This is a genomic window from Bacteroides clarus, assembly GCF_015555825.1.
GTDB lineage: Bacteria > Bacteroidota > Bacteroidia > Bacteroidales > Bacteroidaceae > Bacteroides > Bacteroides clarus.
In genome coordinates, this window is sequence record NZ_JADNLF010000002.1 from 296,335 (window position 1) to 310,377 (window position 14,043).

Sequence of the window (14,043 nt, forward strand, 5' to 3'; positions counted from 1 at the left end):
ATCATGAAAAGTTATCGTTTTATTTTCTTGATACTGTTTGTTGGCTTGAGCATAATGTTATATGCCCAGCCGGCAGAGAGAATGGTGCAAGTGATTGTTTCTCCCGAACGTGCCGATTGGTTGTATAAAGAGGGAGAAAAGGTTAATTTTAAAGTTATGGTATTGAGATGTAACGTTCCGGTTCAAAATGTGGAGATACGTTATGAAGTATCTGAGGATATGATGAAAGCACATAAGACGGGAACACAGCTGTTGAAGGCGGGTACGGCGGATATCAATGCCGGAACCATGAAGAAACCGGGATTTCTGCGTTGTCGTGTATTTGCCAAATATCAAAATCGGGAATATGAAGGGCTTGCCACTGTTGGTTTCAGTCCGGAAAAGTTACAGCCGGTAACGGAGATGCCCGATGACTTCCTTGATTTTTGGAAAACAAATAAAGAGGCTGCTGCTAAATGGGATTTGGAGCCTACCATGACATTGGTTCCGGAAAGATGTACGGATAAGGTGAACGTTTATCATATTTCTTTTCAGAATAATGATTACGCTTCTCGTATGTATGGCATGTTGTGCATACCGAAAGCGCCGGGTAAATATCCGGCGATATTGAAAGTGCCGGGTGCAGGTATCCGTTCTTATAGAGGAGAGACAGAACGTGCAGCGAAAGGGGCTATCATTTTGGAAATAGGCATTCATGGAATTCCGGTAAATATGCCGGGAAGTGTTTATAATGACCTGTCTATGGGAGCCTTGAAAAGCTATCATTCATTCAATTTGGATAATCGCAATAAATATTATTATAAGCGCGTTTATATGGGGTGCGTAAAGGCTATTGACTTTATCTATACTCTTCCTGAGTTTAATGGTAATTTGGCCACCTTTGGTGGCAGCCAGGGCGGGGCACTTTCCATTATTGTTGCCGGTTTGGATAGCCGAGTAAAGGGATTGGTATCCTATTATCCGGCTCTGTGTGATATGGCAGGATACGCTTACGGGCGTGCAGGTGGTTGGCCTCATATGTTTAAAACGGAAATTAACCGTACTCCTGATAAGCTGAAAACTGCCGGATATTATGATGTAGTGAATTTTGCCCGCCAAGTAAAAGTTCCCGGATTTTACACTTTTGGCTATAACGATATGGTTTGTCCGCCTACCACTACTTATTCCGCTTATAACGTAATCAATGCCCCGAAAGAATTATTTGTGGCCGAGACTACCGGGCATTATGCTTATGCGGAACAGACAAATGCGGCGTGGAGCTGGGTAATGAACTTCTTGAAAAACTGTAAGTAATCACACAAGAAAAGAAGAAGATGAAAAAACATTTGATACTATGTTTGCTATTCGCGTTGTTTACCGGTGAATTGGCGGCACAGGAGCTTATCACGAATGTATATGGACGTAGTGTGCGTTCGTTAAATGGTAAGTGGAATGCTATTGTAGACTTATATGACCAGGGACATCGCATGGAAATTTATAAAAACATGTCTCCTCAAGGAAATACGGACTTCTATGAATATTCGTTTGAAAACGGATTGCGGTTGAATGTTCCCGGCGATTGGAATTCGCAGATGCCGGAGTTGAAGTATTATGAAGGAACAATTTGGTATGCCCGTCATTTCGATGCTCGTCGTGAGCCGGGTAAGCGACAATTTTTGTACTTTGCCGCAGTCAGCTATCGTAGCCGTGTCTATTTGAATGGAGTGGAAATTGCCGACCATGAAGGTGGCTTTACTCCCTTTCAGGTAGAAGTAACGGACTTATTGAAAGAAGGTGATAATTTCCTGACAGTAGAAGTCAATAATCGCCGTACCAAAGATGCTATTCCCGCATTGTCGTTCGATTGGTGGAACTATGGCGGTATCACTCGCGATGTATTGCTTGTAACTACTCCGCAAACTTATATTGAAGAATATGTCGTCCAATTGGATAAAGAACAACCGGATCGATTGATTACTAAAGTACGGCTCTCCGAGCAAAAAGCCGGCGAGAAGGTTTCGGTAACCATTCCCGAATTGAAAATCACATTCGAGTTGTATACCGATTCGGAAGGAAAGGCGGAAGCTGTGAAAACAGTGAAGAAGTTTCAGCGTTGGTCTCCCGATACCCCGAAATTGTACGAAGTCCGAGTTACTTCTGCTACTGATTGCGTAACGGAACAAATAGGTTTTCGTAATATTACGGTGAAGGGTACCGATATTTATCTGAACGGTAAACCCATGTTCATGTGTAGCATTTCTTTCCATGAAGAAATACCTCAGCGAATGGGACGCGCTTTCTCGGAAGCGGATGCTGCCATGCTGCTGAATGAAGCCAAAGCATTGGGAGTAAATATGATTCGTTTGGCGCATTACCCGCAAAATGAATATACTGTTCGTCTGGCGGAAAAGATGGGATTTATTCTTTGGCAGGAGATTCCTATTTGGCAAGGTATAGACTTTACAGATGATACAACTCGCCGGAAAGCGCAGAATATGTTGTCTGAGATGATTAAGCGTGACCGTAACCGTTGTGCGGTTGGCTTTTGGGGTGTTGCTAATGAGACGCAACCTTCCAAAGAGAGAAATGCTTTTCTGTCTTCGTTGCTTGAAACCGGTAAACAGTTGGATACAACACGCTTGTATGTGGCCGCTTTTGATTTGGTACGTTTCAATGCCGATAAGCAACGCTTTGTGATGGATGATTCGCTCACCTCTCGGCTGGATGTGGTAGCTGTCAATAAATATATGGGATGGTACCACCCTTGGCCGGTCGAGCCAAAGGATGCCATTTGGAATGTTGTTCCCGACAAACCGCTGATTATTTCAGAGTTCGGTGGTGAGGCCTTGTATGGGCAGTCCGGTAGTGAAGATGTAGTCAGTTCCTGGAGCGAAGAATATCAGGCGCGTTTATATCGCGACAACATTCGTATGTTCGATAATATTCCTAATTTGCGTGGAGTTTCGCCATGGGTGTTGTTTGATTTCCGTTCCCCATTCCGTTTCCATCCGACTAATCAGGATGGTTGGAACCGCAAGGGATTAATCTCTGATCAGGGAATGAGAAAAAAGGCCTGGTATCTTATGCGTGACTACTATCAGAAGAAAAAACTTACTAACAGATAATTAACCAAAAACTAATGATAATGAAGAATTTACTATTAAAGAGCAAAACATTGCTAAATGTTTTGTTCATACTGATGGTTACATTGACCGGTTCGGTAACCCTGTTGACGGCATGTTCGGAGGATGATGATACTACTCAGAATTTAAGTAATACATGGATGAAATCTGCTTCTGACGAGGTGGAACTTGAAATAGGTGTTCGTACTCCGGTGAATTTATTATTTAAGGATGCGGTAGCCGAGAAATTAGAATATACATGTACTTCTTCTGATGCGGCTGTTGCCACGGCAGCGTTGAGTAAGGGTAATAAAACAGTTACCATTGAAGGACTTGCCGAGGGGACTGCTGACATCAAGATAGCTTATGCCTCCAGTGCACTTGATAATCTGACGGCAACAATCACAGTGACGGTAAGCAAACCGAGCGGTGATTATGAAGCCGAATATGCGGACAATGGACGCTGGATGAAAGCGGCTGTTGAGAAAGCGGAAGTAAATATAGATGAAGAAACTCCGGTGGCGCTTACTTTCAGCGATGATGAAATGAAGGCGTTGGAGTATGAGTGTAAATCGTTCGATGAGGCTGTTGCCATTGCAACAGGATTCTCAATGGATGCCGATAATAATAAGATTGTCAATGTAAAAGGTGTAAAGGTTGGAACCACTAAAGTCAAGATACAGTATTGGAAACCTCTTGAAGGTGGCGGTAGAAGAATTATCCGTTGTTTGTCCGATACTATAGAGGTTTCTGTAAAGGATAGATTGGCGGGAGCTACTATGACACTTGCCAAGGAGGAAATGAAATTGAAACCATCTGAAGAAATGCAGATTCCGATGATATTCGGAACAGATGTGGATGTTGCGGCTACAGATTATATATGTACTTCTTCTGCTGCGGATGTAGCAACTGCGGAAGTCGAAGAAATAGACGGTAAATTGGCTTTGATTGTAAAAGCAAAAGTTGATGGAGAAACAGATATTAAGGTTGAGTACAGTAAAAATGGCAGAAAGAATGAGACTCTTTCCGGTAATGTGAAGATTAAGGTATTGAGTAACCTTACCAGAATATTGGCGATTGGTAACAGTTATTCTCAAGATGCAGTGGAACAATATTTATATGACCTGGCAAAAGCGGCAGGGTATGAAGTTATTATTGGTAACATGTATATTGGCGGTTGCGACTTAGAAACACATTGGGCTAATATGCAGTCGGATGCAGCGGACTATATTTATAAGAAAATAGTAGATGGAACCAAAACTGAGTTTAAAGAACGAAAGTTGTCTCAAACGCTAAATGAAGAAAAATGGGATTATATTAGCTTACAACAGAAAAGTGGGAAGTCGGGCGATTATACTACTTATACAAGTTATTTGCCTAATTTAATTACTGCGTTGCAACAAACTAATCCCGATGCCGAATTAATGTGGCATCAGACTTGGGCATATGCCTCTGATTATGGAAGTTTCCCAAGTGATATAACAGAGCCAAAACAAGAGAATATGTATAATGCGATTGTTGCTGCTTCTTTTCAAACTATGCAGGATAATCCGGCATTAAAAATACTTATTCCATCAGGAACGGCTATTCAAAATGGACGTACCTCTTATCTGGGTGATACTTTTAATCGTGACGGAACTCATTTGAATACTGCTTATGGACGCTATACAGCAGCTTGTACCTGGTTCGAAGCTATATTTGAAACTGAGGTAGTGGGGAATTCTTATGTGCCCGCTACTGTAAGTGCTGCGGAGGCGACAATAGCACAAAATTCTGCTCATATGGCAATAAAGAATCGATATGAGGTTACAGATATGAGCATATATAATCCTTCCGCTTCTGGTAAGCTTGCAGCTCCTATTTATGTGGATTTTGGTGTGGTTGGTAATGGGGTATCACATCCTACCTCTTCTGATATAATTACATGGAATAATATTCAAATTGGAAGTAGTGTGACTCAGACTGATGCAGTGTTTTTGAATGATGCAAACAAGGATTATACTGGTATACGTATGAGTCTGTCAGGATTTAAAGGGTTTCAAGGTGGTAGTTCTGGTTCTGCCTATAATGAGGCCTATGAAATAGTCTATGATGGAATTTCATTCCCGTGTAGTGCATGGAGAGATTTCTTGGTTGTTAGTGGAACAAAAGGTATCGGTAATTTATCTGACTTTGCAACTATAAATATCACACGAATGGATCCGAATATGAAATATGACTTCGTGATTGTAGCAGTACGTACAGATAGTAGTAAGGGCGCTCGATTTGCAAACTATAAAATAGAAGATGTTACAGGAGAGAAGAGTATAGTAGATAATAGAGATATTAATTTGAAAGTGGGTAGTGCTACAAACTGTACGGATAATCAGTGGGAAAGAGTAGATTTCAGTCGATTTGTTATTTCTGTTAAAAATGTGCAACCTACTACTGAGGGCAATGTGACACTTAGCGTACAAGGTGTTGGTTCTGCAAATGCATGTGATGGTGTTGTCAATGCATTAGTTATTAAAGCGGCGGACGAATAGTCTGATATAGGAATATTTATTATTCTAATCTGATTAAAACAACGCAATGGATTAATATCCATTGCTATACAAGTACCAATTTTATATCACCCTTTGGTATTGGAAGTACCATGTTTTGGTACGACAAATACCAAAGGCTGGTACTTCTTGTACCAACCGTCGGTACCCCTCGTACCTACGGTTGGTACGGAAGTTACCTTGTGGAAGGAGTTAGGAATAGACGGGGCGTTTGTCCTTTTTAAATACAGACCAAATGAATATCAGTAAGAGAGTTTTTTTGAACATACTATTGCTTTATTGTTATATGCTTGCTGCCGACGCTCAAGTATACATCACTCCCCAAGCGGAACAGCGTGCCAAAGCCTTAGTTTCCCAAATGACTTTGGAAGAGAAGATTGATTATATCTCCGGTCCCAAGTCATTTTATATTCGTGCTGTTCCCCGATTGGGGATTCCCGAAATAAGAATGGCTGACGGACCTCAAGGAATACGTAATAATACCCAAAGCACTTTGTACCCTTGTGGTATTCTCTCCGCTTCAACATGGAACCGGAGACTAGTCCGGGATTTGGGTAATGGCTTGGGACAAGACGCGAGAGCTCGCGGAGTTAGCATTCTGTTAGGTCCTGGTGTCAATATCTACCGTTCTCCCTTGTGCGGACGTAATTACGAGTATTTCGGTGAAGACCCTTATCTGACGGGTGAAGTTGCTAAAGAATATATATTAGGGGTTCAGGAAGAGGGAGTGATGGCTACGGTGAAACATTTTGCCGCTAATAACCAGGAATGGAGCAGGCATCATGCAAGCTCGGACGTAGACGAACGTACTTTGCAAGAAATTTATTTCCCAGCTTTTCGTAAAGCGGTACAGGAAGCCCGGGTAGGAGCGGTGATGGATAGTTATAATCCGCTTAACGGAGTACATGCCACCGAGAACCGATGGCTTAACATTGATGTGCTGCGTAAGCACTGGGGATTTAAAGGGATTCTGATGTCGGACTGGACTTCTGTATATTCCGGGGTGGGAGCCGCCAATGGCGGGCTGGATTTGGAAATGCCTGTCGGCCGATTTATGACAAAGGAGATTCTGATTCCGGCAATAGCGAATGGTATTGTAACCGAAACAACGATTGACCTTAAAGTACAGCATATTCTTCAGACATTAATAGCTTTTGGAGCCTTTGACACCCCAAGAGAGGATAAGTCGATTGCCAAAGATAATGTCCGGTCTAAAGAGATAGCCCTCAATCTTGCCCGGGAAGGGGTTGTTTTGTTGAAAAATGATAATCAGACCTTGCCTTATCGGAAAGGCAGGACACTGATTCTCGGTCCTAATGCTGATATTATCCCGACAGGTGGCGGAAGCGGGTTTGTCACTCCTTATTCTACCGTATCACTTTATGACGGTATGGTTCAATTGAAAGGAGAAAAACAAGTAGAGTTGCTGCCCGACAATATTCTGTATAAAGATATATCCGGGCGGATTTACACAGACGAAAGCCTCACCCGAAACGGATTTAAGAGCGAATACTATAATACTCCGAATCTTACCGGGAAACTTTTTAAAACGTCGATAGAACAGAATATAGATTATACCTGGAAATATGGCGCACCCTTTGAAGGTATGCCGGCGGATAAGTTTTCTGTTTGCTGGAACGGTCTTTATCAGGCTGATAAAGACGGTACGATTAAGTTTCAGTTGGCGGGAGATGATGGCTATCGCTTGTTTGTGAACGATAAAATGGTAACCGGGGATTGGGGCAATCATTCGTTCAGTACCCGTAGTGCATTTATGCAAGTCAAAGCAGGGGAGTTGTACAAATTACGCATCGAATATTTCGATAATGCAGGTGAAGCAACTGTAAAATTCCAGGCCGGCATGCTGGATGAGGAACGTTTGTCGGCTTCTTTGAGGCGTGCGGCAAATGTGATTGTATGCGCCGGGTTCAATAGCAGTACCGAGGGAGAAGGGTTCGACCGTCCGTTTGCATTGTCTCATGGGCAGGAATATCTTATAAATAAGGTGGCATCGCTTCATAAGAATGTAACGGTGGTTGTAAATGCCGGTGGCGGTATTGACTTCCGTAACTGGGGAAAGAATGTGCAAGCCGTTCTGATGGCCTGGTATCCGGGACAAGAGGGGGGAAAAGCCATCGCTGAGATTATTACGGGAAAACTTTCGCCAAGCGGAAAGTTGCCTGTCAGTATTGAAGAAAGGTGGGAAGATAATCCGGTATATGATAATTATTATGATAACCGTAACGTGCCTCACAAAAGGGTACAATATGCGGAAGGTGTTTTTGTAGGCTACAGGGGATACGACCGGACAGGAAAGCGACCGTTATATCCTTTCGGTTACGGACTTTCCTACAGTCGTTTTGAGTACAGTGATATGACCGTAGAGAAGCTTGGCGACAACCGTTTCTCAGTAAGGTTCGATGTGAAGAACATCGGAAATATGGATGCTGCGGAAGTGGTGCAGGTATATGTGCGGGATGTGAAGTCTTCTGTGCCACGTCCGCTGAAAGAACTGAAAGGATATGATAAAGTTTATTTGAAAAAAGGGGAGACCAAGCGTATCGGTATATCTTTGGATAGGGACGCTTTTGCTTTTTACGACATAAATACCCGGAGCTTTATCGTGGAAGAAGGAGAATTTGAAATCTTGGCAGGAGCTTCTTCCGAAGATTTGCCTTTAAAACAAACTATTACTTTATAATATGAAACAATCTCGAATATTAAAACTGTTACTTGTCTGCCTGTTGTTTTGTTTCGCGGGTGAGACTTATGCCCGGCAGAAGGCCGTTAAGATTCTTGCTATCGGCAATAGTTTCTCACAGGATGCTGTGGAACAATATTTGCACGAACTGGCCGAGGCTGACGGTATTTCTACTATTATCGGCAATATGTATATCGGCGGGTGCTCTTTGGAGCGCCACGTAAAAAATGCACGTGCTAATGACTCCGCTTATTATTACCGTGAGATAGGTCTTGACGGAAAGAGAGTTGAAAAAAAGAAAGTTTCATTGGAAACAGCTCTGGCGGATGAAGAATGGGATTATGTCAGCCTTCAACAGGCCAGTCCGTTTTCCGGTATGTATGAAACGTACGAGGCGTGGTTACCCGAATTGGTACAGTATGTGCGCGAACGGTTGCCAAAGAAAACTAAACTGATGTTGCACCAAACTTGGGCTTATGCGGCTGATGCCAAACATACGGGTTTTAATAACTATAACCGCAATCAGCTGACGATGTATCACTCTATTGTGGATGCTGTGAAGCAGGCTGGTAAGCTGGTAGGTATAAAGATGATAATTCCTTCGGGTACCGCCATACAAAATGCGCGTACTTCTTTTGTCGGCGACCACATGACCCGTGATGGTTATCATCTGGATTTGAAAATAGGCCGGTATACGGCTGCCTGTACATGGTTTGAACGTATCTTCAAACGTTCTGCCGTTGGTAATGCTTATGCGCCGGAGGGCTTGGACGACGCGCGCCGTAAAGTGGCGCAGCAGGCTGCTCACGAAGCTGTGTTGCATCCTTATCGGATTACCGATTTGGGCGGTGAAAAGAATCCCTTGTACAAAGACCCGAAAGCTCCGATTGAAGAACGTGTCAATGACTTGGTTGCACGAATGACATTGGAAGAAAAAGTTCTCCAACTGAACCAATACACATTGGGGCGTAATAATAATGTAAACAATGTGGGAGAGGAAGTGAAGAAGCTTCCGGCAGAAATCGGTTCCGTGATTTATTTCGATACAGATGCTGAGCTGCGTAACGGTTTGCAACGTAAGGCGATGGAAGAGTCCCGCTTGGGCATTCCTGTTTTGTTCGGTTACGATGTAATTCATGGTTTCCGTACCGTTTATCCTATCTCTTTAGGACAGGCATGTTCCTGGAATCCCGGATTGGTGGAACAGGCTTGCGCTGTTGCCGCCCAAGAGGCGCGTATGTCGGGAGTAGACTGGACTTTCTCTCCGATGATTGATGTGGCGCATGACGGTCGTTGGGGACGTGTAGCCGAGGGGTACGGAGAAGACCCGTATACCAACGGGGTTTTCTGTGTGGCTTCGGTGAAAGGCTATCAGGGTGATACCTTGGCGGATGAACGGAGAGTGGCTGCCTGCCTGAAACACTATGTGGGGTATGGAGCTTCGGAAGCGGGACGCGATTATGTTTATACGGAGATTTCCAAACAGACGCTTTGGGATACCTATATGCTTCCTTATGAGATGGGAGTTAAGGCCGGAGCTGTTACTTTGATGAGCGCATTCAATGATATTAGCGGAGTTCCCGCATCTGCCAATCGTTATACGATGACTGAAATACTGAAAGACCGTTGGAAGCATGACGGATTTGTTGTATCCGACTGGGGAGCAGTGGAACAGTTGGTAAATCAGGGTGTGGCATCGTCAAAGAAAGAGGCCAGTCTGAAAGCCTTTCAGGCGGGTATGGAAATGGATATGATGTCTCACGGTTATGATAAATATCTGGCGGACTTGTTGAAAGAAGGGAAAATCTCGGAAGAAAGGCTGAACGATGCGGTTCGTAGGGTGTTGCGTGTTAAATTCCGGTTAGGGCTGTTTGATAATCCTTATACTAAGAAGAGTACGGAGGAAGAGCGGTTTCTGCTTCCGTCAAGTTTGGAGATAGCCGGAAAGCTGGCGGAAGAATCAGTCGTGTTATTGAAGAATGAAGATAATGTACTGCCGCTTTCTGCATCTGCCAAGATTGCAGTGATTGGTCCGATAGGTAAGAATAAGTGGAACTTACTGGGCTCTTGGTCCGGTCATGGTCGTGACGGTGATGTGGTAAGTGTATATGAGGGTTTGGAAGCGGAGTTTAAGGATAAGTCCCGGTTATTGTATGCTAAAGGATGTGACTTTGAAGGTGAAGATGAGTCGGGATTTGCCGAAGCTGTAGCTGTTGCCAAGCAATCGGACGTTATTCTTCTTTGTCTGGGTGAGAAAAAGACCTGGAGCGGTGAGAATGCCTCGCGTTCTACACTGGCATTGCCGCAAATTCAGGAAAAGCTGGCTATGGAGTTACAGAAAACAGGCAAACCTATTATATTGCTTCTTTCTAACGGACGTCCTTTGGAGTTAAATCGGTTGGAACCTGTCAGTAAAGCTATTGTAGAAATATGGCAGCCGGGTGTTGCAGGGGGCAAACCTATTGCCGGTATTCTTAGCGGCCGAATCAATCCTTCCGGAAAGTTGGCTATCACCTTCCCGTACTCTACCGGACAGATTCCCATCTATTATAATCAGAGGAAGAGTGGACGCTCGCATCAGGGATTCTATCAGGATATAACCAGTAAGCCGCTTTATCCGTTCGGTCATGGTTTGAGCTATACGGAATTTGAGTATGGTGCAATCACTCCTTCTGCCACAGTGGTAAAACGTGGTGAAAAGCTGACGGTGGAAGTACCTGTCACTAATGTGGGAGAGCGTGACGGCGCAGAGACTGTACTTTGGTTTATCTCCGATCCGTACAGCTCGATAACCCGTCCGGTAAAAGAACTGAAATTTTTTGATAAACAGCTTATCAAAGCCGGAGATACAAAGGTTTTCCGTTTTGATGTTGATTTGGAACGTGATTTCGGCTTCGTAGATGAGAATGGAAAACGGTTTTTGGAAGCAGGCGAATACTACATCATGGTGAAAGACCGGAAAGTGAAGATCGAGCTGGTTGATTGAGAGTCTTGACTTCATAGAAATAAATAAGCCCTTCAAAAATAATCATTTTGAAGGGCTTATTTATTTCTATGAAGTATTTCGCTTTATTTGTTGAAAGAAGTATAGGTAACTTCTATCTGCAAGTTGCTTCCGCCATAGGTCGGATCTCCGCCTTTTAGCTTGGCATACGTAGGTTTCAGGTCATGCTGAATGCCAATCATGGAAGGAGTGGTGCTGTTCGTATCATACGTCACGACTACGGGGATTAATACAACCTTATCCCAGTTCTCCCCTTCACCGCCGGGCTGGCTCCATCCCGCTTCCCATGCCGCTTCATCCCACGCTGCGCCTGCGTCTTCTTTTGCTTTCTGTTTGGCGGCCTTTTTCTCGTTGATGCAAGCGGAGACTAAACGGGCGATATTCTTAAATGTATATTGGTTCGTTTCCACACTGTTGTGAGTGGCGACAAAAGAGGTAACATTGTCCGTAAGTTCGTTATTGACAAAGAAAGTGTCCATGTCTTTCTTGCGCAATAGCAAAACCGTTTCCGGCGCACTCATGCTGAACTTATATTTGTTGTTATTCTCCTGATTATAATTCGTGAAAGTCAGTTTAACGGCATTCAGCGTGTCGTTGGTCAACTCTTCATGTATTTTATCGTAGGGCAAAGTAGCCTCTGTGAAGATGCCGGCGGGCGATTTGAGATAACTCCAGCCTTTCTCGCTGTCACTGGTCACTTTCTTTTCCAGTTGCGGGGAGTTCTCGAATCTGTTGGCTTGGACAACTTCTTTCGTAGAGGCAAATACGGTTGCCGTACTGTAATATAAAGAGTCGGCGGGTTTGCCTTCCGCATTCAATGTACCGTCTTTCTTAGTGAGTTTTACCCCTAAGCTGTCCACATAATGGAAACGGAATTGCATTTGTAAGTCCACGCGGTCGACATATAGAATGGTTCCATCGCCATAATCGGTTTCAATATATACGCCTTTCAATACATTATCGATAAACTTATCCGAGTTCTTGAAGAAGTCGTTCTCTCCTCTCTGATAAGCTCTGTTTAACTGCAGCAGCTCGTTACCGAACTCTTTACTTAAAGGCAGGGTTACATTCGGATAGAAAAGACTGTTACCATTGGAGTCGGTGGCGTTTCTTACCGAATCGGGTACGGAAGTATCGTAGGCCGTATACGCTTTGTGCAGTTGGAAATATCCGGTTGTAAAGTTCGGCTTATTCGCTGTTACCTTGCTGAAATAATCTTCCGGATTAATATCGGTATAGTGGTTGTTCGTTAATCTTCGGTTCAATTCGTATACCGACATTCTGCATGGATTCAAAGAATCTCCGTACCATGAAGCGTAGTATATTGTCAGTTGGGCGGAAGATACGGTATCGCCGGCCATCGTTCCCGTATGGGTCTCGTCGTTGTATTCCGCAGGAAATCTAAAGTCATCGGCGCAGTTCAACTCTGTCAGAAAACTGGCTTTATAATTCCCGAAACCGTTCGGATCGGGGTCGGTGAACGTACCGACGTATCCCGTGCTCGTCTTGGCATAAACAGGTCCTGCAAGAATGGATTTTGTAGAAACCTCGAAAGTCTTGGTTTGGGCGGAAATACCATCCGAATCGGGCAGCATACCCATACCCAGTGTTCCGGTATTATCATCGCATCCGTAGAAAACCAGAAGTGCCAAAAGCAATATCCCTAAATATTTTACTTTCATAATTCTTCGTCTTGAAATCAACTTTATTCTTGTTCTACTCCCCAAACCCGGTCGTAGAAGTCGTTGCAGGCATCCGCGAAGTTTTCGGGAGATTGATAGCCTAAGATAGGCTTACCGATTTGACGGGCATACTCCATGACTTCCTCATTCACGTGTTCGCTTTGCTGGATAACACCGTCGGAATAGTCTACCGCTAATTTGCAGAGAGCCGTATAATCAATCGGTTCTTTCAAATCGGCGATATCTTTCTTGCTGATGCCCTTCAATAGGAGCTTGCTGGCAAAATCGGGATGGAACGGCTCTTTAAAGTCATTGTCATACAGTGAAAAGACAACTTTTGCATCTCTGAACGATGGTTCGTCTTTATACGCTTTCTTGATATACAGCGGCGCCAATGCGGTCATCCAGCCATGACAGTGGATGACGTCCGGACACCAGCGTAATTTCTTAACCGTTTCCAGTACGCCGCGGGCATAGAAAATAGCGCGTGCGTCGTTGTCTTCATATTCGACGCCGTTCTCATCAACCACTTGCAAGCGGTTCTGGAAGTAATCGTCGTTGTCGATGAAGTAAACTTGCATGCGGGCAGACTGTATGGAAGCCACTTTAATGATAAGCGGATGGTCGGTATCGTCGATGATAAGGTTCATACCGGAGAGACGTATCACTTCGTGCAACTGGTTCCTGCGCTCATTGATGTTTCCCCATTTGGGCATAAACGTTCTGATTTCTCTGCCTTTTTCTTGGATTGCTTGCGGCAGGTTTCTGCCAACAAGGGACATCTCGGATTCTGAAACGTAAGGGGTAATTTCTTGTGTTATAAATAAAACCTTGTTCGCCTTTGTCATAATAACAATGTTCTCAATTATTCTGCAAAGATATAAAAAAAATCGGGCAATAAAGCAAGACGAGCTCGTCTATAATTCCTTATGAATTGTTAAGCGGTTGTGTATCAGTGATAAATGCGTCTACTGACATCTCTTGGTACAGGGTAACTTTTGCATTAATTTAC

The 14,043-nt window shown here is 43.9% G+C and carries 7 protein-coding genes and 1 pseudogene; 6 read left to right on the forward strand and 2 right to left on the reverse strand.

What is annotated here, in order from left to right; translation table 11 throughout:
* From I2F54_RS03825 to I2F54_RS03845, 6 genes and pseudogenes are all read left to right on the forward strand, one after another.
* On the forward strand, nt 1–1,293 hold the full coding sequence (locus I2F54_RS03825; protein WP_195500578.1) for an acetylxylan esterase: 1,293 nt from the start codon (nt 1–3) through the stop codon (nt 1,291–1,293).
* A gap of 20 nt (nt 1,294–1,313) precedes the next feature.
* Entirely contained in the window at nt 1,314–3,104 is a 1,791-nt protein-coding gene (locus tag I2F54_RS03830; RefSeq protein WP_195500554.1) for a glycoside hydrolase family 2 protein, read from the forward strand.
* Nucleotides 3,105–3,124: 20 nt separating this feature from the next.
* On the forward strand, nt 3,125–5,626 hold the full coding sequence (locus tag I2F54_RS03835) for a DUF4886 domain-containing protein (RefSeq protein ID WP_229097127.1): 2,502 nt from the start codon (nt 3,125–3,127) through the stop codon (nt 5,624–5,626).
* A gap of 253 nt (nt 5,627–5,879) precedes the next feature.
* Nucleotides 5,880–8,345, forward strand: coding sequence for a beta-glucosidase (locus tag I2F54_RS03840; RefSeq protein ID WP_195500555.1), 2,466 nt, complete (start codon nt 5,880–5,882; stop codon nt 8,343–8,345).
* A 1-nt stretch (nt 8,346) separates the two neighbouring features.
* Nucleotides 8,347–9,147 (forward strand): annotated as a pseudogene (locus tag I2F54_RS16305) (DUF4886 domain-containing protein); the annotation flags it as partial.
* Between the two features lie 12 nt (nt 9,148–9,159).
* Nucleotides 9,160–11,331 carry a glycoside hydrolase family 3 N-terminal domain-containing protein gene (locus I2F54_RS03845; RefSeq protein WP_410518260.1) on the forward strand — a complete coding sequence of 724 codons (2,172 nt, stop codon included), beginning with the start codon at nt 9,160–9,162 and terminating at the stop codon, nt 11,329–11,331.
* Between the two features lie 83 nt (nt 11,332–11,414).
* Here the strand turns inward: I2F54_RS03845 and I2F54_RS03850 are convergent, their stop codons facing one another.
* A complete protein-coding gene (locus I2F54_RS03850) occupies nt 11,415–13,031 on the reverse strand; it encodes a DUF4270 domain-containing protein (protein ID WP_195500557.1) in 1,617 nt (538 codons plus the stop codon).
* 23 nt (nt 13,032–13,054) lie between these two features.
* The gene (locus tag I2F54_RS03855; protein ID WP_009122543.1) at nt 13,055–13,879 is read right to left on the reverse strand and encodes a glycogen/starch synthase; all 825 of its coding nucleotides are present in this window, start codon (nt 13,877–13,879) and stop codon (nt 13,055–13,057) included.
* Nucleotides 13,880–14,043: the final 164 nt, after the last annotated feature.